The following is a 23,675-nucleotide window of genomic DNA, read 5'->3' on the forward strand; positions in this document are numbered from 1 at the left end:
GGGGGGTGACCGGTGGAGCCGGTCCCGGGACGACGATCCCGGGGCCGGCTCTCCTGTGTCGCGGGTCCGACGCGCGCGGCGGACAGGAACCCGGGTGACGTCGTCGGGTCGCCGGTCCCGGCTCAGCCGTCGGTCCGGTCCTCGGCCGGGCCGACCGCCCGGTCCGGGGACCGCCAGCTCGCACCCGTCAGGTCACGGAACGCGGCCACGGCGGCGTCGATCGTCGGGAAGAGGTGCGTCGCGTCGACCGCCCCGGTCAGGCCCGCGCGCTCCACGGTGCGCCGCACCGGGTCCTTGAGCTCGGCGAACACCAGCCGGCGACCCTTCCGCTCGAACGCGGCGGTGAGCTCGCGCAGCATCTCGGCGGCGGTCGTGTCGACGTCGGTGACGGGCTCGGCGGCGATGACGACCCAGCGCACGTCCGGGTCGACGTGGACGAGCTCGTCGATCCACTCCCGGAACGTGCGGGCGTTGGCGAAGAACAGCGGGGCGTCGAACCGCAGGAGCAGACATCCGGGCAGCCGCTCGGCGTGTGGGTGGCTGTGCACGTCGTGGAACCCCGGGAGGCCGGGCACCCGGCCCAGGACGGTCCGGTAGGGCCACCACGCCCGGCGGAACACGTTCGCCGCCGACAGCGCGACCGTGACCGCCATGCCCGGCAGCACCCCGAGCAGCACGACACCGAGGGCGGCCGTCATCGACAGCACGAACTCGGCGCGGCGGACCCGGAACAGCCGCCGCGTGGCGGGCAGGTCGGTGAGGGAGAGCGAGGCGGCGATCACGACCGCGGCCAGGGTCGGCTGGGGGAGGTCGCGCAGCAGCCCCGGCACGAACAGCAGGATCAGCGTGATCGCCGCGGCGCCGACCAGCCCGGTGAGCTGGGTCCGCGCCCCGGCCTGGGCGGCGACCGCGGTGCGCGAGCCGCTCGTGCTGACCGGGAACCCGCCGAACAGGCCCGCGCCGACGTTCGCCGCGCCGATCGCGGTCATCTCGCGGCCGCCGTCGATCGTGCGGCCCTCGCGGGCCGCGAACGACGAGGCGGTCGAGATCGTGTCGGTCAGCGAGACCACCGCGATGCCCAGGGCACCGGGCACGAGCAGCAGGAGGTCGGAGAGCCGCACGTCGGGCAGGCTCAGCGGCGGGAACCCCTGCGGAAGCGGGCCGACGACGTCGACCCCGCGCGCGGCCAGCCCCAGCAGGGCGGTCGCCCCGATCGAGAGCACGACGACCACCAGCACGGCCGGCAGTTTCGGCAGGTACCGCTGCAGGACCACGATGAGCACCAGGCCGAGTGCACCGATGGCGAGCGCCGCGGGCACCGTCGAGCCGAGGCCGGTGACGAACCCCGCCACGTCGCCGAAGAAGCCCTCGGCGTCCACCGAGAAGCCGAAGAGCTTGGGCAGCTGCCCGACCATGATGGTGAGGGCCAGCCCGTTCAGGTAGCCGATCATCGCGGGGCGGGAGATCAGGTCGGCGACGAAGCCGAGCCCGGTGAGGCCCGCGATGATCATGACCGCGCCGGTGATCAGGGCGAGCGCGGACGCCAGCGCGATCGCCCGCGCCGGGTCCCCGTCCGCACCCGCCAGCGGCAGGATGGTGGCCGCGATGAGCGGCCCGAGCGAGGAGTCGGGGCCGAGCACGAGGACCCGGGACGGGCCGAAGACGGCGTAGCCGACCAGGCAGAGGATCGACGTGTAGAGCCCGGTGATCGCCGGCAGCCCCGCCAGCTCGGCGTAGGCCATGCCCTGGGGCACCAGCAGCGCCGTCAGGACGAGGCCCGCGGTGACGTCCCGCCCCAGCCACCGCGCGCGGTAGCCGAGCAGGCTCGCGAGGCCCGGGGCGACCGCCGCCACCCGGCGGTGCTCCGGGGCCGGCTCGTTCACCGGACGTGGTGGGTCGTGCGCCGGGCGATCGCCTTGCCCAGCTCCCAGCACACCAGCAGGGCGAGAGCGGGCAGGCAGGCCCAGCCGAACTGGCTCAGCGAGATGTCGACGGTGCCCAGCAGGCGGTGGAACACGTCCATCTGCGTCACCAGCACGGCGAGGGCGAACTCGGCGAGGATCGTCCAGTTCAGGTTGCGGCTGTCGAAGGTCGCCGTGGTCAGCACCGTGCCGGTCGCGTCCCGGCACTCCACGGCCGCGACGATCAGGCACAGCGCGAACGAGGTGAACGCGACCGAGCGGCCGACCTCGACGTCGCCGAACAGCGCGGGTCCCGCGGCGATCAGCCCGAGCAGGCCCACGCTCACGAGCAGGCCGGTCAGCCCGACGGTGACGACGAGATCGCGGGTGAGCACCGACTGCCCGCGGGGCCGCGGGCGCTTGCGCATGAGCCCCGGCGTCTCCCGGTCGAAGCCCAGCGCGATGCCGAAGGCGGCGTTGACGAAGAAGTGGATCCACAGCACCTGGGCCGGGGTGAACGGTTCGCCGCCCGCCAGGTTGAGCAGGCTCGCGCCGAGGAACGTGAGCACGAAGATCACGAGCAGGATCAGCACGAAGCGGATGTACTTGGTGAGGTTGTCGAAGATCTTGCGGCCCTGCTCGACGGCGAACACGATCGTCGCGAAGTTGTCGTCCGACAGCACCATCCGGCCGGCGTTCTTGGCGACCTCGGTCCCCGACCCCATGGCGATGCCGATGTCGGCGGCCTTGATCGCGGGCGCGTCGTTGACGCCGTCGCCGGTCATGGCGACGACGTCACCCTTGCGCTTGAGCGTGTCGACGAGCAGGACCTTGTGCTCCGGGGCGACCCGCCCGACCACGCCGATCGCGTCGATGCGGCGCAGCCGTTCCTCCTCGGACAGGGCCGCGAAGTCCGCCCCGAGCACGGCCTCGCCCGGGATCCCGAGCTGCTCGGCGATGGCCGCCCCGGTGGTGACGTCGTCCCCGGTGACCATCCGGACGCGGATGTGCGCCGCCTGCGCCGCGGCCACCGCGTCGCGGGACTCGGCCCGGGGCGGGTCGACCATGCCGACCAGGCTCGTCAACCGCAGCCCGACGACCAGCGACAACAGGTCGCCGTTCGGGTCGAACACCTCGGGGGCGAGGTCCCGGACCGCCGCGGCCATCACGCGCCTGCCGTCGTGCTCCATCCGCTCCATGTGGGCGGTCATCCGCTCGACGTCCAGCGGTGCCGGGCCCGTCGGCGTCAGCGCGTCGGAGGCCCGCGCGACGACGGCGGGGGCCGCGCCCTTCACGAAGCACCGGATCACCGGGCGTCCGTCCTCGGCGGTGGCGGAGTGGAAGGTGGCCATGAGCTTGTAGACGGGGTCGAACGGCAGCGTGGCGAGCCGCGGGAACCGGTCGCGGCTGGCGTCGACGTCGAGCCCCGCCTTGTGCCCCAACACGAGCAGGGCGCCCTCGGTCGGGTCGCCCACGACCTTCCCGTCGACGAGCTTGGCGTCGCTCGCCAGCAGGTAGGGCAGCACCGCGTCGATGATCGACGGTGCGGCGCCCGCGGTGTGGTGCACCCGCCCCTCGAGCTCGTACCCGGTCCCGGAGACCGTGTAGCGGTCGGTCGGGGTGACGACCTTGACGGCGGTCATCTGGTTCATCGTCAGCGTGCCGGTCTTGTCGGAGTTGATGGCCGAGGTGAACGCGAGCGTCTCGACCGACGGCAGCTCCTTGACGATGGCGTTGCGCTTGGCGAGGTCGACACCCCCGAGGGAGAGGATCATCTGGGTGACGGTGGGGAGCGCCTCGGGGATCGCCGCGATCGCGAGCGCGACGGCACTGACGAACAACACGTCCCAGGCCTCGCCCCGGCTGCGGCCGAGCACGAACATCACCAGCATCGTGAGTCCCGCTGCGCCCGCGATCCACAGCGTCAGCCGGTCGAGCTCCCGGGTCAGCGGCGTCTTCTCCACCGCCGTGCGCGACAGCATCGCCGAGATCCGCCCGACCTCGGTGTCGCCGCCGGTCGCGGTGACCAGCAGGATGCCGCTGCCGTGGGTCACCGGCGTGTTCATGAACGCCATGTTCCGCTGGTCGGCCGGCCCGAGCGGACGATCGTCGGTGTCGCTCAACGGCTCCGCGTGCTTGCCGACGGGGGTGCTCTCGCCGGTCAGTGCCGACTCGTCGATCTGCAGCGCGGCTGCCTGGACGAGCCGCCCGTCGGCGGGGACCTGGTCGCCCGCGGAGACCAGCACGACGTCGCCGACGACGACCTCCTCGGCCGGGACCGCGCGGTCGCTGCCGTCGCGGCGCACCCGCGCGGTCGTCAGCATCAGCGACTTGAGCGCGTTCATCGCGCTCATGGCCTTGCCCTTCTGCCGCAGCCCGATCACCGCGTTGAGGATCGTCAGCACGACCAGCAGCACCGCGGTGCCCCACTCGGCGACGACCGCCGAGACGACGGCCGCCGCGAGCAGGATCACCTGCATGTAGCTGCGGTACTCGTCGAGGAAGCGCCGCCAACCCGGTTCGGGCTCCTCCTGCGGCAGCGCATTGGGACCGTGGTCGCGCAGCCGCTCGGCCGCCGTCGCCGCCGACAGACCGACGCCGGGGTGGACCCCGAGCAGTTGCGCCACCTCGTTCTTCGGCAGGGCGGTCCAGCGACGGGCCGGAACCGGGGCGTCCTGGGTCCTCTGGTCGGTCTGCATCGCCTCCGCCTCCCTAGACCGTCGCCGCCCGGTGGTGGTGCCCGGCCCGCTTCCCGTGGTTCCGGCTCCCGTTGCCGGCTTCGGGACCCTGGGTGGCGAGCTCGGTGCGTGCCTCCGCCAGTCGTTGCAGTGCCGCGGCGTCGACGGTGGGGAACTGCGGGTCGATCTCGATGAGGGTGTGGACGAGGATCGCCGCGGTGCAGATCCGGGCGAACCACTTCCGGTCGGCGGGCACGACGTACCAGGGCGCCCACGGCGTGCTCGTCTCGGACAGCATCTCGTTGAACGCGTGCTGGTAGTCCTTCCAGCGCCGACGTTCCTTCACGTCGGCGGCGGAGAACTTCCAGTTGCGGTCCGGCACGTCGATCCGCTTGAGGAAACGCTGCCGCTGCTCCTCGTAGGAGAGGTTGAGGAACACCTTGACGACCCGGAAGCCGTTGTCGACGAGGTAGCGCTCCCAGTCGTTGATCTCCCGGTAGCGCCGGTGCCAGATCTTCTTGCGGCTCTCCGCGGGCAGCTTCTGCCGGTCGAGCAGTTCCGGGTGCACCCGCACGACGAGAACCTCCTCGTAGTGCGACCGGTTGAAGATCCCGATGTCGCCGCGGGCGGGCAGCCGCGCGGCGTAGCGCCACAGGTAGTCGTGGTCGAGCTCCTCGGCCGAGGGGACCTTGAACCCCGCGACGTGCACGCCCTGCGGGTTCACCCCGCTCATGACGTGCCGGATCGTCCCGTCCTTGCCGCCGGCGTCGAGAGCCTGCAGGCACATCAACACCCCGTAGGTGTCCTGGGCGGCCAGCCGCGCCTGGTAGTCGGCGAGCATGGCGATGCCGGTCTGCAGCAGCTCGCGGCCCTCCTTCTTGCGACGGACGGTCTTCGAGCGCTGCCGCGGGTCGAAGTCCCGGTCCAGGCGCACCGACCGCCCTGGCCGCACCCGCAGCGGTTCGATGAACTCGGAGATTCGCCGGGTGCGCTCGTCCGCCATGTCGTTCCTCCTCCGGGTCGACCGCGCCCGTGATCGATCGCCTGCCGGGGGGAGCGTCGGCGGTCGGTGTCGGGGGCGCCTCACCTGTCAGGGATGAGGTCCACCGCCACGTGCTGGCGCAGCCTGGTCGTCCGACCCGGACAGGAGGCCACGGTGGACTCGACGACGGAGCGCCTGCTGCTCGGCGTGGGCGGCGGCGCGGCGCGGCTGGTGTGGCGTGCGGGCCGGCCGTTGCGGTTCGCGACGACGACCCTCGCGAACGGCGCGGTCGCGACGGTCACCTTCGTCGCGCCCCGGACCACCGCGGCGCTCGTCCGGCGGGGCCGGCGCGACCGGGTGCTGCTGGCCCGCTGGTGGAACGACCTGTTCCGGCTGGTCGTCGGGCAGGTGGTCGACGCGCTGCTGAGGGCCGTCGACCTGACCTCGCTCGTCCGCGAGCACGTGGAGATCGACGCGCTCGCGGCGGGTCTCGACGTCGACGCCGTGGTGGCGCGGGTGGACCTGGACGCCGTGGTGGCGCGGCTGGATCTCGACGCCGTCGTGCGTCGGCTCGACCTGGACGCCGTCGTGCGTCGGCTCGACCTCGACGCGGTCATCGCCGGGGTGGACCTCGACGCGGCCGTCGCGGGTGTCGACCTGGAGCGGGTCGTCGAGCGGATCGACGTCGACCGGATCGTCGGGCAGGTCGACGTCGACGCCGTGGTCTCGCGGGTGGATCTCGACCGGGTGCTGGCGTCGCTCGACGTCGACCAGGTCGCCGCCCGGCTGGACGTCGACGCGGTGCTCGCCCGCGTCGACCTCGTCGGGATCGCCCGGGAGGTGATGGACGCCCTGGACCTCCCCGAGATCATCCGGTCGTCCACCGGCGCGCTGACCTCCGACACCGTGCGCGCGGTGCGCACGGAGGCGATGGCCGCGGACGGCGCCGTCTCGGGGGCCGTCGACCGGCTGCTGCGCCGCGGTGGGGCCGCGCGACGTCCCGCCGTGCCGTGACCGGCCGTCGGGGCAGCGCGGACGTCATGCCGGAGGCCGTCGCGGGGATCGTGTCCCGCACCCTCGCCGCGGTCGTCGACCTGCTCGTCGTCCTGGTGCTGATGGGCGCCGCCTTCCTCGCGGTCGCGGGCGTGCGCTTCCTCGTCTCGCCGATCGCCTTCCGCTGGCCGAGCCCGAGCTGGACGCAGTCGGTGACCGTGAGCGGGCTGCTCGCCGTCGGCTACCTGACCGTCGGCTGGGCGATCGCCGGCCGCAGCTACGGCGGGGCCGTCCTCGGGCTGCGCGTCCGGTCGGCGCGCGGGGCGCAGCCGGGATGGGTGCGCGCCGGGCTGCGGGCCGTGCTCTGCGTGGTGTTCCCGCTGGGCCTGGCCTGGGCGGTGGTGAGCCGGCGCCGCCGCTCCCTGCAGGACCTCGCCGTCGGCACCGTCGTCGTCTACGACTGGGAGCCCCGGGACGGGCAGGTATCACCCCCTGGGGGTGTCCCGGGCGGTGCCGAACCCGTTCATCGTCGCCTTACCCGAGTCGAGGAGGAGCCACCATGACCACCCGGGCCGAGGACAGTTACACGTCGACCATGCCCGCCGAGAGCTCGACCCGCAGGGGTCTCGTGCTCTTCGCAGGCGTCATGATGATCGTCGCCGGCGCGTACCACGCGCTCAGCGGCATCTCCGCGATCCTGCGCGACCAGGTCTACGTCACCACCCCCAACTACGTGTTCGAGTTCGATCTCACCGGGTGGGGCTGGACCCACCTGATCCTCGGCGCGATCATGATCGTCGTCGGTGTCGCCGTGGTGAAGGACGTGACCTGGGGGGCGATGGTCGGCATCGCGCTGGCCGTGCTGAGCCTGGTGGCGAACTTCCTGTTCCTGCCGCACTACCCGCTGTGGTCGATCCTGATCATCGCGGTCGACGTGACGATCATCTACGCCCTCGCCACCCGTCTGCGCAACGGCTGATCGTCGTGACGACTGGCGTTCCGCAGGGGCTGGGCGCAGCGCCGGGTCGGTCGTCGTCACCGTCGACGACCCGGCGGCTCGCCGCGGCCGGAGCACTGCTCGCGGTGGCCGCCGCGGTCGTGCTGGCCGTCATCGGGCTGCTGAGCGACCCGCTGCGGCTCGTCGCCACCGTCGTGCTGATCGGGATCGCCGTGGCCGTCGGGTGGGCGGCACTGGTCCACCGCGGCGTCATCCGTGTCGTCGCGATCGTCGTCGCGGTGCTCTGCATCGTCGGTGTCGTCCTGTTGTTCGGGTTCGGCGATCCGCTGCGCACGGTCTCGGTGTTCGTGCTGGTCGGGCTGGCGCTCGCCGCGACGCGCGTCGCGATGGGCCACGACCTCGCCCCGGTGCCGGCCGACCTGCACCGGGTCGGCCCGGCCCGGCACGGCGTGCTGCTGATCAACCCACGGTCCGGGGACGGGAAGGCCGAGCGGTGCGGCCTGGAGAGGCACGCGACGACGTGCGGCGTCAGGTCGGTCGTCCTCGCACCGGGCGAGGACGTGCAGGAGCTCGCCGAGCGAGCCATCGCCGACGGCGCCGACGTGATCGGGATGGCGGGCGGCGACGGGTCGCAGGCCCTCGTCGCGGACGTGGCGCGCCGTCACGACGTGCCGTTCGTCGTGGTGCCGGCGGGGACCCGCAACCACTTCGCCCTCGATCTGGGGCTCGACCGGGACGACGTGCCCGGCGCGCTCGCGGCCTTCGGTCCTGCCGTGGAGCGACGGGTCGACGTCGCCGAGATCGGGGACCGCCTGTTCGTCAACAACGCCTCGCTCGGGGTGTACGCCTCGATCGTGCAGTCGGCGGGCTACCGGGAGGCCAAGGTCGCGACGGCGGCGCGGCTGGCCCCCGACCTGCTCGGCGCGCGGCGGCGGCGGGTCGGCCTGCGCTTCCGCGGTGCGGACGGGAAGCAGGCCGCCCCGGTCGACGTCATGCTGGTCTCCAACGGTGCGTACCGGATGGAGGGGCTCACGGGTGCGGGCACGCGCCCGCGCCTGGACAGCGGCGAGCTGGGCGTGGTGACGGTGGCCGTCGAGTCGGCGTTCGACGCCACCCGGATGCTCGCCGCGGGCGCGGCGGGGCTGCTGCACCGCTTCCACGGCTACCGGCAGTGGAGCACCCCGGAGCTCGTGGTGGACTCCGACGAACCGGAGCTGGAGGTCGGCGTCGACGGGGAGGCCTTGCGGCTGCCCGTCCCGCTGCGCTTCCGGGCGCTCCCGGGGGCGCTGCGCGTTCGGCTCCCCACGACCGCGACCGCGGCACCTGCGGCGTTGGGTCCGGCCGGGCCGGCGGAGGCGGTGGCGGGGCTCGTCAGGGTCCTTGGTGGCCGGTCACCGAGAAGGTGAGCTGGGTCACCCCGTGCGGGTGATTTGCGCTACCGGGGCGGGTGCCAGCGTCGTCGGGTGACCACCTCCGAGGACTCGCTGGCCTCGCCCCCCACCCCGTCGGCCGAGACCGACGGGCGGTCGCTGGGCAGCGGCGTGGTGCTGCCCCGCGGCCTCGTGGTGCTCCTCGGGGTGGCGGCGATCGTGATCGCCGCTGCCGGCGCGCGGTCGATCGCGTGGCTCATCGGCCCGGTGTTCCTCGCCCTGGTGCTGGTGATCGCGCTCGCGCCGGTGCACGGCAGGCTGCGCAACCGGGGCTGGCCCGGGTGGGCCGCGACGCTGGTGCTCGCCCTGTCCGTCTACGCGGTCGTCGTGTCCATCGCGCTCGGCATCATCGTCTCCATCGGGCAGCTGGCGACGACGCTGCCGCAGTATGCGGCGCAGAGCCGCGACCTCGTCTCGTCGGCGTCCTCGACGCTCACCCGGTTCGGGGTGAGCCCGGAGGAGCTGCGCAAGGTGGTCGACTCGCTCGACCTCGGCAAGCTCGTGCAGGTCGTCGGCTCGGTGCTCGCCGACGTGGCGGGGCTGGCGAGCAACCTGATCTTCCTGTTGACGTTGCTGCTGTTCCTGACGATCGAGAACGTCACCGTCCCCAAGCGGGTCGGCCGGATCGCGGTCGACCGGCCCCTCGTCGCCGGGGCGCTGCGCTCGTTCGCCCACAACACCCGGCAGTACCTGCTGGTGTCCACGGTGTTCGGGCTCATCGTCGCCGCGCTCGACACCATCGCCCTGTTCGTGATGGGCATCCCGCTGGCGGTCACCTGGGGGGTGCTGGCGTTCGTCACCAACTACATCCCGAACGTCGGGTTCATCATCGGACTCGTGCCGCCCGCGCTGCTGGCCCTGCTCACCGGCGGGCCGGGGCTGATGGTGGCCGTGATCGCCGTCTACGGCGTGCTCAACTTCGTGATCCAGTCGCTGCTGCAGCCGCGGTTCGTGGGCGACGCCGTCGGGCTGTCGGTCACCGTGACGTTCCTGTCGCTCGTGTTCTGGGCCTGGCTGCTCGGACCGCTGGGCGCGGTGCTGGCCATCCCGCTGACGTTGCTCGCGAAGGCCTTGCTGATCGACATCGACCCGCGCGCGACGTGGGCGGACGCGTTGATCAGCCACGAGGACGTCGAGAAGGAGAAGCGCCGGCCGCACCGGGAGGGACGGGGCGCGGGGGTGAGCGGCCGGTGGCACCGCAGGCACCGACCCGAGGGCGGCCCGACCGACGACGAGGCGGTCCAGGCGTGAACCGGGGCAGCGCGGCCCGGCCGACCGTCGTGCCCGCGACCGCTGCTCCGCACCGGCCGGCCCGGTTCAGCCCGGGGAGCGCCTCACTCGTCGGTCGCCCGTCGTGCGGCCGGGGGCGGTGTGGCCGGACGCTCCGCGGCGGAACCCCTGTCGTCGACCGGTTCGGCCCACTGCAGCCGCAGGCCGTGCGTCCTGAACAGGACCATGATGGCGTGCAGGTGCGACTCGTCGATCACCTCGCCGCGCAGGATCAGCCCCGGCGGCACCTCTTCGACCTGCAGGTCGCCGAACTCGTCCAGGGCCGGCTCGGATATCCGGCCGTCCACCCGGAACTCGTACATCGTCGGGGACATCGCCACCTCCGGGCCGACTCTCGCTGCCTGCGCCCCGTCATACTCCGCGGTCCGCGCGCGCCGTCCTCCCCCCAACGGGATGACCGCGTCAAGGGCCATCAGGCGGTGGTGCCGGAAAAGTGTCGCTGGAAACATTCGGTACCTGCCAGGGAGGTGAGTCGTGAGCGACGCATTCCCACCCTCACCGGTTCCGCCGCCGTTGCCGCGTGAGCTCGTGCCGAGGCCCGCCCTGCGGGCCGCGCTCGACGAGGGCGCCGGCCGCGCGGTCACGCTCGTCTGTGCCCCCGCCGGGTTCGGCAAGTCGGTCGCCGTGGCCGACTGGGTGCGACGCGGCGACACGACACCCTCGGTCTGGCTCTCGCTGACCGAGGAACACGACGACCCGGTGCGCCTCTGGACGGCGGTCCTCACCGCGGTGCGTGCGCGCGGCGCGGACCCCGCGGCTGCTCCCTCGGACGGCCGGGCACCCGGGATCGCGGGACTCGGCGACGTGCTCGCCGAGTTCGCCACGCTGCCCGGGCCCCTGCGGCTCGTCCTCGACGACGCCCACCACCTGCGCGGGCGCACGTGCGCCGAGCAACTGCGGGAGTTCGTCCGCGCCCACGGGCCCGCGGTCCAGCTGGTCGTCGTGAGCCGGCTGGACCCACCACTGCCGCTGGCCCGGATGCGGCTGGCCGGCGAGCTGTGCGAGCTGCGCGCGGACCGCCTGCGTTTCGGCGAGCGGGAGACCGCGACGCTCCTGCGCCGGTGTGGCCTCGAACTGACGGCGGAACAGGCGTCGAGGCTGCACGAACGGACCGGCGGCTGGGTCGCCGGGCTGCGACTGGCCGCGTGCTCGATGCGCCAGGAGCGCGACCCCGACCGGTTCCTCGCCGACTTCTCCGGCGACGACCACGCCGTCGCGGACTACCTGGTCGGGGAGGTGCTGGCCGGGATCAGCGAGGACCGTCGCGAGGTGCTGCGGCGGGTCAGCATCGCCGATCCGGTCCCGGCGGGGCTCGCGGTCGAGCTCTGCGACCGCGACGACGCCGCCGACGTCCTGGACGAGCTCGGGCACGAGCTCGGCCTGGTCAACGTCGACCCGGACCGGGCCGACTACCACGTCCAGGAGCTCCTGCGTTCGCACCTCGAGGCCGACCTCGCCCGCCGGGACGGGGCGTCGACGGCCGACCTGCACCGCCGCGCGGCACTGTGGTGGGACGGCCACGGCCGGCCCGCCGAGGCACTGCGGCACGCAGGGAAGGCGGGCGATCCCACCTTCGCCGGCGGCATGCTCGAACGCCGCGGCGCCCGCCTCGTCGCGATCGGTGACCGCGCCGCGCTGCGTGACGCACTCCGCGCGGCCGGGACGACGGCCGAGGCGAGGACGTGGGCCGCGGCGCTGTCCGCGCAGGAGAACCTCGTGCGCGGCGACATGAACGCGGTGGCCGCGGACGTCAGACGGGCCCGCCGGGACGGGCGTCCCGCGGCCGGTTCCGAGCTGGCGGTGCTCCTGACGGCGACCAGCCGGCTCGCGGGGCTGTCCGGTTCGGTGCCGGCCACCCCCGAACCGCTGCCCGACGACCCGTCGCTCGCGGCCCTCGCACTGGCCGGCCGGGGCGCCGTCGAGGTCTTCGCGGGCGCCCCGGGCCCCGGCCGGTCGAACCTGGCGACGGCACTGGACACCGCTCGGCGCCGGCACCTGCCGCTGCTGGAGGCACAGTGCCTCGCGCTGCTCGGGGTGGCCGCCTGGAACGTCGGCGACCTCCGTGAGGCCGCCGCGAGGTCCGACGGCGCGCTGCGAGCGCTCACCCGCGAGGGCTGGGAGCACTCGGGGCTGTGGGTCACCGCGTCGTCGATCGCCGCGCTGACCGCGGTGGAGCGCGGGCGTCCCGACGTCGCCCTCGTCCTCCTCGAGGGCGCGGCGGGTCCCGACCCCGATTCGCTCGACCCCGCGGTGCGCGTCGCGCTCGGCCTCGCCCGGGGTGCTGCGCTGTTCGACTCCGGGGAGCGCGCGGCGGGGGTGCTCGAACTGCAGCGTGCCCGCTCGGACGGCGTCGGGCAGCCACTGCCGCCCGCCCTCGCGACGACGGCGGCACTGATCGAGAACCGCATCGCGCTCCGGATGGGCTACACGCGCGCGGCGGCCGCGGCCGAGGGGCGCATCGAGGGGCTGACCGGCGCCCGGGGCGAGCGGCTGCTGATGCGCGCGTGGGCCGAGTGCGAGACCGGTGAGTACCGCAAGGCGTACCGCTGTGCGCACGCGGCACTCGACCCGGCCTCCCGGTCCGTCCGACGGTCGACCCTGGTCGAGGCGTGGCTGGTCCTCGCGGACGTCGCGCTGCACGACGGCGATCGGCCGGGCGCGCGGTGCGCGCTGCGCAGCGCGCTGGACCGGGCGGCGGCCATGGACCTGGCCCGGCCGTTCGTCATGGCGCCGTCGGCGGTGCGCGCCCTGCTCGTCGACGAGCTCATGGGGGACGGCGACCGCGGCCGGTTCGCGGCCCGCGTGCTGTCCGTGCCCACCGGCGGGCCCCGCGGCGTCGCGCCGACGCTCACGGCCCGCGAGGAGGACGTGCTCGCGCTGCTGCCGTCGCTGCTCAACCTCGACGAGATCGCCGCGGCCCTCTCGGTCTCGGTCAACACCGTCAAGAGCCACGTCCGGTCGATCTACGACAAGCTGGGGGTCTGTTCGCGCCGCCGGGCGGTGCTCGCCGCGCACGAGCGTGGCCTGCTGGGCCGGCGTCCGTCGGCGACCCGGACCGGGACACCGCATCTCACGGTCAACGGCTGAGTTCTGCCCGCGCAGCCGCACCGGGTCGGGGTGCGGCGGGAAGGGGGAGGCGATGCACGTCCCGGGGAGCACGATCGCGCTGCCGGAGCTGCCTGCGGCGTCGGTGCCCCGGCCCGACCTCGTCGACCTCCTGGACCGGGCCGAGCCGGGACAGCTCGTGCTGGTGGTCGCACCGCCGGGTTACGGCAAGACCGTCGTGCTGACCGAGTGGATGCGGGCCCGCCACGCCCCGCGCGTCGCGTGGGTCTCCCTCGACGCGACGTTCGACGCCGACCGGTTCCGCTCGGCGCTGACCGCCGCCCTGGCCGCCGTGCCGGGTCTGCCTCAGGGTCTGTTGCGCAACGCCGCCGGGGCGGCGGGCCACCGGCCTGGGGCGGACGTCGTCGACGAGCTCCTGGCCGCGCTCGACGACGTCCGGCCCGCGGTCCCGGTCGTACTCGACGACGTGCACGAGCTGACCGATCCCGGGGCGCTGCGCGACCTCGGCCGGCTCGTGCTCACCGGGGCCGCAGGGCTCCGGCTGGTCCTCGCCAGCAGGCACGACCCGCCGCTCCCGCTGCCCAGGCTGCGGGCGGCGGGCCGGACGCACGAGCTACGGGCCGAACACCTGCGGTTCACCCTCGCGGAGACGACGTCGCTGATGCGGGTGTCCGGCCTGGACCTGACGCCGGGCCAGATCGCCGCGCTGCACTCGCGTACCGCCGGGTGGGCCGCCGGGCTGCGGTTCGCCGCCGTCGCACTGCAGTCCACGGAGGACCGTCAGGGTTTCATCGAGCAGTTCTCCGGCAGCGAGCACTCGACGGCGGACTACCTCACCGGTGAGGTGATGGCGAGCCTCCCGGTGCCGTCCCGGGACCTCCTGCGGGTGGAGTCGGTCTGCGGCCTCCTGCCGACGGGGCTGGCCTCGGCGCTGTCGGGACGACCGGACGCCGGCCGGGTGCTCGGCGAGCTGGCCGACGACACCGGACTGGTGGAGCGGCTGGACCCGTCCACCTTCCGGATCCACCCGCTGCTGCGCACGTACCTGGGAGCAGAGCTGGAACGGCATCTTCCCGCGCGGTACCGGCACTCGCACGTCACCGCGGCATGGTGGTGGCTGGCCGCGGGCGACCCCGTCCATGCGCTGCGTCACGCCGAGCGGGCCGAGGATCCCGAGCTGCTCCGCAGCCTGTTGCCGTCGATGGGCCTGCGGCTCGTCGCGACCGGCGAGCTCGCCGCGCTGCGCACGCTGATCGACGGCGCGCGTGACGCCGGCGGGCCGGTCGACGCGTGGGCACCGCTGCTGGAGGCCTACCTCGAGTTCGCTCTCGGCGCGGGCACCGACCGGACGGCCCTCGCCGCCCTGGAGCAGGCGGACCGGGTGTGGCCGGCCGCGCCCCAGCCGCCGCCGGCCCAGCTGCGGGGATCGATCGAGCTGCTCCTCACCGGCCACACCGAGACCCGTGCGCCGGTTCCGTCGGTCGCCGAGACACCGGAGCAGGCGCTGCTGGAGAGGCTGAGCCGGGCGACGGTCGAGGTCAGCGAGCCGGCACTCGACCCCGCCCGGGTGCGAACGGGGCTGGAGGAGCTGGTCCTGCTCGCGCGCGAGCACGGGTTCGGCTGGTTCGAGGAGTGGGCCTGGACCCTGCTGACGGTGGTCGAGCTCGCCGCGGGCCGCTACCGGGACATGGCCGGTGCGGCCCGATCGGCCATCACCGCGGCGGCGATGCTGGGCCGCCAGGTCAGCGCGATGCCGGCGTCGGTCGCGGTGATCGCCTACGCCGACCTGCTCGCCGGGGACCCCGCGGCGGCACGGCAGCGGGTGGCGGCCGCCGTCGCCGAGGAGCCGCGCGGGGAGCCCGAGCGGGTCCTTCGCGTGCTGCACTCGGTCGCCGGGCACGATCTCGGGGAGACGGCGATCGGCCTGGCGCGGTGCCGGTCCGCCCTGTTCGAGCTGACGGCGCCGGCCGCGGTGCTGGCCTCCCTCGCCGTCCTCGAGCACGAGGTGGAGCTCTCCCACGCCGGTGCGACGAACGCGGCCCGCACCACCGAATGGCTGCAGGAGCGGGTGGGGAACGTCGCCGAGGTCCTGCTCATGGACGCCAGAGCCCACCAGGCCGCCGGACGGCACGACGCCGCGCGGACCACGGCCGAGGCGATCGTCGCCGGCGTCGTGCCGCATCTCGTCGCCCACACACCGGTCGACGCACACCTCGTGCTCAGCGAGTGCGCGCTGCGCGACGGCGAGCTCGAGCGGGGTCGTGCCGAGCTCGTCGCCGCGCTGCGCGGTGCCGCGAAGCTCGACGTCGTACGGCCGCCCGCGGTGATCACCGGACCGGTCGGGGACCTCGTCGAGTCCGTCAGCGCGGAGGTCTCGGACCCGCCGTGGCACGAGCGGCTCGTCGCCGCCCGCGCGATGGTGCACGGACGCGTCCGCGCGGCACTGAGCGAGCGCGAGCTCGCCGTCCTCGCGCTGCTGCCGTCGTTGCTCAGCGCCGCCGAGATCGCCGACGAGCTGACCGTCTCGGTCAACACCGTGAAGACCCACATCCGGTCGATCTACACCAAGCTCGGTGTGGGACATCGGCGCGACGCCGTCGTGCAGGCGCGGGAGCTGGACCTGCTGCCCTGACCCGTGCTGTTCACCTCCTGAGGATGACGTGCCGGGAGGCGGCTCGGGCCACCGTGACGACGGTCGGAGCAGCGAGGCACGGAGGCCGTCGATGGAGCTGGATACCAACGACCCGCCGGAAGGTCACTACGAGATCCGGATCATCGGCCGGCTCTCGGACCGCGCTCGCGCCGCGTTCCCGGGAATGGAGGTGCGTGAGGTGCCCGCCGAGACGATCATCTCCGGCGACCTGGCCGACGACGGTGGCGTGCAGGACGTGCTGCGCCTCATCCAGTCCCTCGGCCTGCAGGTCGTGTCGGTCCGCAGGGCCGGCTGAGCGCGGAGGGGCCGGCGCGATGACGAACCAGGACGATCAGCGCAGGCTGGAAGCCATCGAGCAGCACATGTTCGCGGACGACCCGGAGTTCGTCCGCCAGTTCCGGCGTCGGTGCGACGCGGTGGGCCGGAGCGGTCGGACCGGGTCCGGCCGTGCCGGGAGGGCGCGGTGGCAGGTGTGGGCGGCCGCGACGTTCGGCCTCCTCGTGTTCGTCGTCGGGATCGTGACCTCCGCGCCCGGGCTCGCGCTGGTCGGAGCGCTCTTCCTCGTGGCCTCGATCTGGGTGGGGCGGGTGGTCCGCGCGCGGCGCGGCCGTCGCGAATGACGCCCGGCCCCCGGCCGCCCCCACTCGTTCGCAACCTCACTGCTCTTGTCCGGCGCGCGGCCGACCCTGAGGTTGCGCGCGGCAGAACGCACGCAACGGCCCCGCTTCCCGCGAGGGCCGGTGCAGCAGTGGGGTTTCGCGCTCGCGCGGTTTGCGGCCCGGTCGAGGGTATATCGTGCGGAGCCGAACGAAAAGGGCTGCGACCCCTGCCCGACGCCGTGGAGGCTGAGCGATGACGGACCTCGGGGACCGGGTGACGGCGCTGCTGCCGCGGGCGCGGACCGAGCTGGCCGAGCTGGTCGCGATCCGGTCGGTCGCGGGCGCAGACAGCGGGCTCGCGGACGAGTGCCTGCGTGCGGGGGAGTGGGTGGCCTCGGCGTTCCGGGCCGAGGGGTTCGCCGACGCCCACCTGGTCCCGACGGCGGACGGCAGCGCGGCGGTCGTCGGCACCCGGCCCTGTGCCGACCCGGACGCACCGACGGTGCTGCTCCATGCGCACTACGACGTGCAGCCGCCGTCGGACGGGGACGCGTGGCGGACCCCGCCGTTCACCCTGACCGAGGTCGGCGGACGCTGGTACGGGCGCGGTGCGGCCGACGGCAAGGGCAACATCCTCATGCACCTCACCGCGCTGCGGGCGCTCGGCGAGGAGGTGCCGGTGCACCTGAAGCTGGTGGTCGAGGGCTCGGCGGAACAGGGCACGGGCGGTCTCGAGGCCTTCGTCCCCGAGCATGCCGACCTCCTACGGGCCGATGCGGTCCTCGTGTGCGACACGGGCGACGCCGCCGTCGGGAAGCCCGCGCTCACCGTCAGCCTGCCGAGCATGGTGAACGCGGTGCTCACCGTCGAGGCGCTCGAGCGCGACCTGCACCCGGGGACGTTCGGCGGCGCCGCACCCGACGCACTCGCCGCCCTCGTCGCCATGCTCGCCTCGGTGCGCGACGAGCGCGGCACCACCACGGTCCGCGACCTGCCTGACGATCAGGTGTCGTCCGGGGCGCCGTACCCGCCGGAACGGTTGCGGTCCGACGCAGCTCCCGTGCGCGGCGTGGACCTGGTGGGGGACGGGACGATCGCGGACATGCTCTGGGCCCGTCGTGCCCTCACCGTGCTCGGCATCGACGGCCCGCCGGTCCCCGGGGCGGCCGCCGCGATCGTGCCGCGGGCGCGGGCCCGGCTGAACCTGCGCATCCCCCCGGGAGTCACGCCCCTGCAGGCGCAGCGGGCCCTCGTGGCCCACCTGCACGAGGTGGCCCCGTGGCGCGTGCGCATCGAGATCGAGACGGAGGCGGTCGGCGAGCCGTTCCGGGCGAGGACGGACGGCCCGACCCACCGCGCGATGCTCGAGGCGATGCGCGAGGCGTACGGGCGTACGCCGGAGCGGCTGGGCCGGGGCGGGGCGATCCCGCTGTGCACCGTCCTCGCCGACACCTACCCCGACGCGGAGATCCTGCTCGTCGGTGTGGAGGGGCCGCGCTCGCACGTTCACGCGCCCGACGAGAGCGTGCATCCGGGCGAGCTCCGCGACATGGCGCTGGTCGAGGCGTTGTTCCTGCGCGGCTACGGCGCGTCGGCGAGTGGCTGAGCGGACCCGTGGGCCCGGCCGGCGGCCAGCGCCGACCGCACCCGCGGCGGCCACGGGTTGGCAGTGGGGGAGTCCGGTGTCGCGTGCACGACGGTCGTCGACCCCGTCGCGGCGACCGTCGATCCGGCGCGGACCGCGAAGTCGTAGCGCATCGACGTGGTGCCGACGTGCCCGACGGTCAGGTCGATCTCGACGCGGTCGCCGAACCACAGCCGGGCGCGGAAGTCGGCCTCGAAGCGCACCCGCGGGATGCGGCCGAACAGGTCAGCCAGGCCGAGCCGTCCGAGCAGCTCGGCCTCGGCCGCCTCGACCCAGCGCAGCACGACGCCGTTGTAGTAGTGCCCCGACGCGTCGGTGTCGGACCACTCGACGGTCCGGCCGATCGTGACGGTCGGCCGGGTCGCCGCCGCGGTCACGCCGACACCGTCGGGTGGGGGTCGGACCGCGCGTAGTCGCCCCCGAGCAGCGCGCCACCGATGGGCGCGACCGCGGGCAGGTCGAGCGCGCGCAGCATCCGGTGCGTCGTCGCGACGGCCGCGGACAGCACGGGTTTGCCCAGCACGTCCTGGACCTCGTCGATCACGCCGAGCGAGGGCATCTGCACGCACGCGGACAGCACGACGGCGTCGGCGTCCGGCCGGTCGAGCTCCTTCGCGTAGGCGATCAGGTTCCGCGGGTCGAGTGCGGCGACGTCGAGGTTGCCGGGCACGCACAGCGCCCGGTGGTCGAGCACGGTGACGCCCTCGGCCTCGATGTAGCCGACGACGGTGCGGGTCAGCTCGGGCAGGTACGGCGCGATGAGCACGATCCGTTTCGCGTCGAGCACCCGCAGCCCGTCGACGAGCGCGCCCGCGCTGGTCACGACGGGTGCGGGTCCGCCGTTGTCGACGGTCCGCCGGTGCAGCCGGCGCTCCGACTCCCGGTGGTAGCCCGGCCCCATGCTCATGATCGCGACGAGGCAGGCGTACCCGAGGACGTCGACGCGCGCGTCGGAGAGCTCGACGGCGCAGCGGTCGGACTCGCCGTCCATCGCGGCCAGCTCGTCGGCGGTCACGCGGGTCATGCGCATCCGGCTGGAGTGGAACGTGAACCGCTCCGGCGCCACCGTCTCACGCGCCCGCAGCAGCGCCGGGATCTCGGTCTCCATCGTCACGTTCGAGCTGGGGACGATCTGGCCGATCCGGAACGGGCGGGTCGTCGGGCCCGTCATCGCGCATCGACCACCGGGTTGCGCAGCGTCCCGATGCCCTCGACGGTCGCCTCGACGACGTCGCCGGGGCGCAGGAACTGCGGCGGGTTCTGGGCGGCGCCGACGCCCTGCGGCGAGCCGGTCGCGATGACGTCGCCGGGTTCGAGGGTCATGCCCGAGGAGATGTCGGCGATCAGCTCGGCGACGGTGAACAGCATGTGGGCGGTGTTGCCCTTCTGCTTCACCTCGCCGTTGACCTTCAGGCCCAGCGCGAGCGTCTGCGGGTCGGGCACCTCGTCGGCGGTGCGGACGGCGGGGCCGAACGGCGCGTAGGAGTCCTGGCCCTTGGAGAAGAACCACTGCCCGGAGCGGCGCTGGTCGCGCGCGGAGATGTCGTTGACGATCGAGTACCCGAACACGTGGGCGAGCGCGTCCTCGCGGGACACCTTGCGGGCGGTCCGCCCGATGACGACGGCCAGCTCGCACTCCCAGTCGAGCTGCTCGGTGAGGTCGCCGTCGTGCAGGATCGGCTCGCCCGGGCCGACGACGGCGGTCGCCGGCTTTCCGAACAGCACCGGCCGCGTCGGCAGCTCCTTGTGGGTGTCGAGGGCGCGGGCCGACTCGTCGACGTGCTCGACGTAGTTGAGCCCGACGCCGACGATCTTGCCGGGCCGGAACGGGGCGTGCAGTCGCACCGCGTCGCGGGGGACGCGGGGCCCGTCGAGAGCCGGGAGATCGGCGCCGAAGAGCGCAGGGATTCCCGTGACGCGCGCGGACAGGTCCACGACCTCGCCGCCGTCGAGGGCGCCGGGCCGGGCCGGCCCACCGTCGACGGAGAAGGTGACCAGGAGCATCGGAGGATCCCTTTCAGACGGCCTGGTGGCCGTCGTTGTCGGCGTAGGCCTCTTCGCGGTAGAAGCCCAGCGAGCGCATCACCGGGAAGTCGGTGAAGGAGAACAGGCACGCGTCGTCGGAGGTGCTGGCATTGGCGTGCTCGTGCCAGGACCACGACGGGATGGCGAAGATGTCGCCCTCGGTCCAGTCGTACCGGACCCCGTCGATGACGGTGTGCCCCGAGCCCTTGGCGGCGGTGTAGATCTGCGAGCCGACCTGGCGGTGGGCCATCGTGCGCTCGCCGGGACGCAGCATCTGCATGTGCGCGCTCATCGTCGGCATGACGGAACCGCCGGTCAGCGGGTTGGAGTACTCCATGATGATGCCGTCGTAGGGCGAGCCGTCGGAGGCCTTCGCCGCGTTCTGCAGCGCCTCGTAGGTGGGCTCCCACGGGTAGGCGGTCAGCGGTGAGTACGGCTTGTCCCACGTGTCGCCGACCGGGCGCAGCTGACCGGCGCCGTAGGTGAGCACCGAGGAGTTCGTGACGCCGTCCTGCTTCTGGTAGACGTCCGGGTGCACCTCGTAGAACGGCGCGTCCAGCGCGTTGACCAGCGGGATGTCGAGACCGTCCTGCCAGATCACGGCGCCCTCGGCCTCCAGGCCCTCGTTGCCGTGCTCGTGCCAGGTCCAGTTCGGGGTGATCGCGAAGTCGCGCGGGCCGACCTTGAGCTTCTGCCCGTCGACGATCGTCCACGCGCCCTCGCCCTCGAGCACGAACCGCAGCGCGGACGCCTGGTGGCGGTGCGCGGTCATCGACTCGCCGGGCGCCATGACCTGCAGGCCGGTGTAGAGCAGTCCGCAGGTGGCCGCGATGTCGCGGAGGTCGGGGTTGTAGAGCGCGACGACCCGCCGGCCAGCGTCGTCGCCGCTGACCAGGCCGAGCGCCTCCAGCACGAGCGGACGCAGGTCGGCGTAGCGCCACAGCATGGGGCGCGAGCGCGGCCTGGGGTACCAGGGCTCGATCTTGTTGGCGATCGTCCACAGCGCACCGGCCTCGAGGTCCTCGAGCCGCCGGTAGTAGGCCTCCAGCTCCGCGGTGTCGCGCACCCGGGCGCGCCCGAGGACGTCGTCACTCAGGTCGGTCATCACGCCTCCTCGTCTCTCGTCGCCCGACCAACATAGCGTCTTTTCGACGGCAGCAACAGATGCTAATGTTCTGCTCACTCAACCAGCGTCAGGAGTGAGGAATATGAGGATCGCCGTCGTGGGTGGAGGTCCGGGCGGCCTCTATCTCGCCGCGCTGGCGAAGCAGCTCGACCCGGGGCGCGAGGTCGTCGTCTTCGAGCGCAACGCGGTCGACGACACGTTCGGCTTCGGCGTCGTGTTCTCCGACGAGACGCTCGACGGGCTCGAGCAGGCCGACCCGGTGCTGTTCGCGGCGGTCTCGGCCCGGTTCGCGCGATGGTCCGACATCGACGTCGTGCACCGCGGCGAGACGGTCACCTCGGGTGGTCACGGGTTCTCCGCGATCAACCGGCGCGTGCTGCTGGAGCTGCTCGCCGGCCGCTGCGCCGACGTGGGGGTCGACCTGCGGTTCCGCACCGTCGCCCCGCCCGTCGAGGCGCTGCGCGCGGAGTACGACCTGGTCGTCGCCGCCGACGGGGCGCGCTCCGCGATCCGCACCGCGCAGGCCGACGTGTTCGGCCCCGACCTCGACGTCCGCAGCGCCCGTTACATGTGGCTCGGCACCGACCGGGTGCTCGACGCGTTCACCTTCGTCGCCAAGCAGACCCCGCACGGCACCCTGATGGTCCACGCGTACCCGTTCTCCGAGCACCGGTCGACGTTCATCGTCGAGACCGCCGAGAGCACCTGGCGCGCACTGGGTTTCGACGCGGTCGACGCCGACGCGCTGCCGCCGGGCGCCAACGACGAGGCGAGCATCGCCGCGCTCGCCGAGATGTTCCGCGAGGAGCTGGGCGGTGCCGCGCTCGTCGCGAACAACTCGAGATGGCTGCGGTTCACCACCGTCCGCAACCGCCGCTGGCACGACGGCAACCTCGTCCTGCTCGGCGACGCCGCGCACACCGCGCACTTCTCCATCGGCTCGGGCACGAAGCTCGCGATGGAGGACGCCCTCGCCCTGGCCGCATCGCTGCGCCGGCACGCCGACGTCGCGACCGCGCTCGCGGCCTACGAGGCCGAGCGCCGGCCCGTGGTCGAGTCGACGCAGCGGGCGGCGCAGGCGAGCCTGGAGTGGTTCGAGGACGTCGACCACGTGACCGGGCTCGACCCGCAGCAGTTCGCGTTCAACCTGCTCACCCGCAGCCGCCGCGTCACGTTCGACAACCTCGCGGTCCGCGACCCCGACTACGCCGCCCGCGTGCGCACCCACTTCGCGCCCGGCGCGCCGCCGCTGTTCCAGCCGTTCACGCTCCGGAACCTGGTGCTGCGCAACAGGATCGTCGCCGCACCCGTCACGGTCGACGCAGCCCGCGACGGGGTGCCGGGCGACGCCGAGATGCTCCTGCTGTCCGCCGCCGCCGTCGGGGGAGCGGGGCTGGTGCTCACCGGCGGCACCGCCGTCGCGCCCGATGGTCGTGCCTGCGCGGGGAGCAGTGGCCTCTGGTCCGAGCCGCACGTCGCGGCCTGGCGCGCGATCACCGACCGCATCCACGCGACGTCCGCCGCCCGTGTCGGCGTCCAGCTCACCCACGCGGGCCGGCGCGGCGTCGCGCCCGTCGCGCCGACGCCGGTCCCGTACGTTCCCGGGGACCCCGAGCCGGGGCCGGTCGACGAGGAGGCCGTCGTCGCCGCGTTCGCCGACGCCGCCCGCCGCGCCGCCGACGCCGGGTTCGACGTGCTCGAGCTGCACGCCGGCCACGGCCACCTGCTCTCGACGTACCTGTCGCCGCTCACGAACCCCGGCGACGTCGCTCACCGGCTGCGGTTCCCGCTGCGCGTCCTCGACGCCGTCCGCGCCGCCTGGGACGGCCCGCTGCTCGTGCGCGTCTCCGCGGCCGACCACGCGCTCGGCGGGCAGCCGATCGGCGACGCCGTCGAGATCGGTCGCGCGCTCGCCGCGCACGGCGCCGACGCCGTCGACGTCTCGTCGGGCGAGGTCGTGGCCCACGAGCGGCCGAACTACGGCCGCAGCTACCAGACCCCGCTGGCCGAGCGGATCCGCCACGACGCCGGCGTCCCCGTCGTCGCGGTCGGCGGCATCTCCACCGCCGACGACGCCAACTCGATCGTCCTGGCCGGCCGCGCCGACCTCGTCGCCGTCGGCCGCGCGATGCTGCACGACCCCGCGTGGGCCCTGCACGCCGCCGTCGCGCTGGGCTGGGACGAGGTCGAATGGCCCGCCCACCTGCGCGCCGGGGCCGCCCCGCCGCCGACCGCCCGGCGTGTCCCGCCGCGGCTCACGCTCACCGATCCCGAGCCCGTGCCGGTCCACCGGCGCTGGCGTCCGCTGCTCACCTCCGCGAAGGGCTGA

19 protein-coding genes are annotated in these 23,675 nt (G+C 73.9%); 11 read left to right on the forward strand and 8 right to left on the reverse strand.

Annotated elements, in window-relative coordinates:
- Nucleotides 1–122: 122 nt before the first annotated feature.
- The 3 genes from PSD17_RS10335 to PSD17_RS10345 are packed head-to-tail and all read right to left on the reverse strand — an operon-like array spanning nt 123 to nt 5,582.
- Nucleotides 123–1,883 (reverse strand): SulP family inorganic anion transporter, encoded by a 1,761-nt coding sequence (locus tag PSD17_RS10335; RefSeq protein ID WP_339122505.1) that lies wholly within the window; start codon nt 1,881–1,883, stop codon nt 123–125.
- Nucleotides 1,880–4,600: a cation-translocating P-type ATPase gene (locus PSD17_RS10340; RefSeq protein ID WP_339122506.1), complete on the reverse strand. Its 2,721-nt coding sequence runs from the start codon at nt 4,598–4,600 to the stop codon at nt 1,880–1,882. Before PSD17_RS10340 ends, PSD17_RS10335 begins: the two co-directional genes overlap by 4 nt.
- A gap of 13 nt (nt 4,601–4,613) precedes the next feature.
- Complete coding sequence (locus PSD17_RS10345; RefSeq protein ID WP_013676341.1) at nt 4,614–5,582, reverse strand: polyphosphate kinase 2 family protein; 969 nt, start codon at nt 5,580–5,582, stop codon at nt 4,614–4,616.
- Between the two features lie 153 nt (nt 5,583–5,735).
- Here PSD17_RS10345 and PSD17_RS10350 point away from each other — a divergent pair, with 153 nt between their 5' ends.
- From PSD17_RS10350 to PSD17_RS10370, 5 genes are read left to right on the forward strand one after another with little or no spacing between them, the layout of a single operon-like run.
- Complete coding sequence (locus PSD17_RS10350; protein ID WP_339122507.1) at nt 5,736–6,575, forward strand: hypothetical protein; 840 nt, start codon at nt 5,736–5,738, stop codon at nt 6,573–6,575.
- Nucleotides 6,572–7,117 carry an RDD family protein gene (locus PSD17_RS10355; RefSeq protein WP_202946302.1) on the forward strand — a complete coding sequence of 182 codons (546 nt, stop codon included), beginning with the start codon at nt 6,572–6,574 and terminating at the stop codon, nt 7,115–7,117. Before PSD17_RS10350 ends, PSD17_RS10355 begins: the two co-directional genes overlap by 4 nt.
- Complete coding sequence (locus tag PSD17_RS10360) at nt 7,114–7,533, forward strand: DUF7144 family membrane protein (RefSeq protein WP_013676338.1); 420 nt, start codon at nt 7,114–7,116, stop codon at nt 7,531–7,533. The genes PSD17_RS10355 and PSD17_RS10360 overlap by 4 nt, the downstream gene beginning before the upstream one ends.
- Before the next feature lie 5 nt (nt 7,534–7,538).
- Nucleotides 7,539–8,918, forward strand: coding sequence for a diacylglycerol/lipid kinase family protein (locus tag PSD17_RS10365; protein WP_233899096.1), 1,380 nt, complete (start codon nt 7,539–7,541; stop codon nt 8,916–8,918).
- A 57-nt stretch (nt 8,919–8,975) separates the two neighbouring features.
- Nucleotides 8,976–10,193, forward strand: coding sequence for an AI-2E family transporter (locus PSD17_RS10370; RefSeq protein WP_013676336.1), 1,218 nt, complete (start codon nt 8,976–8,978; stop codon nt 10,191–10,193).
- Nucleotides 10,194–10,276: 83 nt separating this feature from the next.
- On the opposite strand, the gene PSD17_RS10375 is transcribed toward PSD17_RS10370, so the two are convergent.
- Complete coding sequence (locus PSD17_RS10375; protein ID WP_013676335.1) at nt 10,277–10,546, reverse strand: hypothetical protein; 270 nt, start codon at nt 10,544–10,546, stop codon at nt 10,277–10,279.
- 160 nt (nt 10,547–10,706) lie between these two features.
- Between PSD17_RS10375 and PSD17_RS10380 the strand changes: the two genes are divergently transcribed.
- The 5 genes from PSD17_RS10380 to PSD17_RS10400 all read left to right on the forward strand — a co-directional run bounded on the left by PSD17_RS10380 (nt 10,707) and on the right by PSD17_RS10400 (nt 18,156).
- Entirely contained in the window at nt 10,707–13,319 is a 2,613-nt protein-coding gene (locus PSD17_RS10380; protein WP_013676334.1) for a helix-turn-helix transcriptional regulator, read from the forward strand.
- Between the two features lie 52 nt (nt 13,320–13,371).
- Complete coding sequence (locus PSD17_RS10385) at nt 13,372–15,930, forward strand: LuxR C-terminal-related transcriptional regulator (protein WP_013676333.1); 2,559 nt, start codon at nt 13,372–13,374, stop codon at nt 15,928–15,930.
- A 91-nt stretch (nt 15,931–16,021) separates the two neighbouring features.
- The gene (locus tag PSD17_RS10390; protein WP_013676332.1) at nt 16,022–16,246 is read left to right on the forward strand and encodes a hypothetical protein; all 225 of its coding nucleotides are present in this window, start codon (nt 16,022–16,024) and stop codon (nt 16,244–16,246) included.
- Nucleotides 16,247–16,265: 19 nt separating this feature from the next.
- Nucleotides 16,266–16,571 carry a DUF3040 domain-containing protein gene (locus tag PSD17_RS10395; protein ID WP_013676331.1) on the forward strand — a complete coding sequence of 102 codons (306 nt, stop codon included), beginning with the start codon at nt 16,266–16,268 and terminating at the stop codon, nt 16,569–16,571.
- 232 nt (nt 16,572–16,803) lie between these two features.
- Nucleotides 16,804–18,156 carry a M20/M25/M40 family metallo-hydrolase gene (locus PSD17_RS10400; protein ID WP_339122508.1) on the forward strand — a complete coding sequence of 451 codons (1,353 nt, stop codon included), beginning with the start codon at nt 16,804–16,806 and terminating at the stop codon, nt 18,154–18,156.
- Here PSD17_RS10400 and PSD17_RS10405 read toward each other — a convergent pair.
- The 4 genes from PSD17_RS10405 to PSD17_RS10420 are packed head-to-tail and all read right to left on the reverse strand — an operon-like array spanning nt 18,132 to nt 21,325.
- A complete protein-coding gene (locus PSD17_RS10405) occupies nt 18,132–18,572 on the reverse strand; it encodes an acyl-CoA thioesterase (RefSeq protein WP_339122509.1) in 441 nt (146 codons plus the stop codon). The genes PSD17_RS10400 and PSD17_RS10405 overlap by 25 nt on opposite strands.
- Complete coding sequence (locus tag PSD17_RS10410; protein ID WP_013676328.1) at nt 18,569–19,366, reverse strand: maleate cis-trans isomerase family protein; 798 nt, start codon at nt 19,364–19,366, stop codon at nt 18,569–18,571. The genes PSD17_RS10405 and PSD17_RS10410 overlap by 4 nt, the downstream gene beginning before the upstream one ends.
- Complete coding sequence (locus tag PSD17_RS10415) at nt 19,363–20,199, reverse strand: fumarylacetoacetate hydrolase family protein (protein ID WP_339122510.1); 837 nt, start codon at nt 20,197–20,199, stop codon at nt 19,363–19,365. The genes PSD17_RS10410 and PSD17_RS10415 overlap by 4 nt, the downstream gene beginning before the upstream one ends.
- A 13-nt stretch (nt 20,200–20,212) precedes the next feature.
- Entirely contained in the window at nt 20,213–21,325 is a 1,113-nt protein-coding gene (locus PSD17_RS10420; RefSeq protein ID WP_339122511.1) for a cupin domain-containing protein, read from the reverse strand.
- 103 nt (nt 21,326–21,428) lie between these two features.
- Between PSD17_RS10420 and PSD17_RS10425 the strand changes: the two genes are divergently transcribed.
- Complete coding sequence (locus PSD17_RS10425) at nt 21,429–23,675, forward strand: oxidoreductase (protein WP_339122512.1); 2,247 nt, start codon at nt 21,429–21,431, stop codon at nt 23,673–23,675.

The sequence above is a fragment of the Pseudonocardia sp. D17 genome (genome assembly GCF_036984265.1).
GTDB classification, from domain to species: domain Bacteria; phylum Actinomycetota; class Actinomycetes; order Mycobacteriales; family Pseudonocardiaceae; genus Pseudonocardia; species Pseudonocardia benzenivorans.

Coding starts and splice junctions, on each gene's coding strand:
- PSD17_RS10340 (WP_339122506.1), bottom strand. CDS start 4,600: ATGCAGACCGACCAGAGGACCCAGGACGCCCCGGTTCCGGCCCGTCGC.
- PSD17_RS10345 (WP_013676341.1), bottom strand. CDS start 5,582: ATGGCGGACGAGCGCACCCGGCGAATCTCCGAGTTCATCGAACCGCTG.
- PSD17_RS10360 (WP_013676338.1), top strand. CDS start 7,114: ATGACCACCCGGGCCGAGGACAGTTACACGTCGACCATGCCCGCCGAG.
- PSD17_RS10375 (WP_013676335.1), bottom strand. CDS start 10,546: ATGTCCCCGACGATGTACGAGTTCCGGGTGGACGGCCGGATATCCGAG.
- PSD17_RS10385 (WP_013676333.1), top strand. CDS start 13,372: ATGCACGTCCCGGGGAGCACGATCGCGCTGCCGGAGCTGCCTGCGGCG.
- PSD17_RS10390 (WP_013676332.1), top strand. CDS start 16,022: ATGGAGCTGGATACCAACGACCCGCCGGAAGGTCACTACGAGATCCGG.
- PSD17_RS10395 (WP_013676331.1), top strand. CDS start 16,266: ATGACGAACCAGGACGATCAGCGCAGGCTGGAAGCCATCGAGCAGCAC.
- PSD17_RS10400 (WP_339122508.1), top strand. CDS start 16,804: ATGACGGACCTCGGGGACCGGGTGACGGCGCTGCTGCCGCGGGCGCGG.
- PSD17_RS10410 (WP_013676328.1), bottom strand. CDS start 19,366: ATGACGGGCCCGACGACCCGCCCGTTCCGGATCGGCCAGATCGTCCCC.
- PSD17_RS10415 (WP_339122510.1), bottom strand. CDS start 20,199: ATGCTCCTGGTCACCTTCTCCGTCGACGGTGGGCCGGCCCGGCCCGGC.
- PSD17_RS10420 (WP_339122511.1), bottom strand. CDS start 21,325: ATGACCGACCTGAGTGACGACGTCCTCGGGCGCGCCCGGGTGCGCGAC.
- PSD17_RS10425 (WP_339122512.1), top strand. CDS start 21,429: ATGAGGATCGCCGTCGTGGGTGGAGGTCCGGGCGGCCTCTATCTCGCC.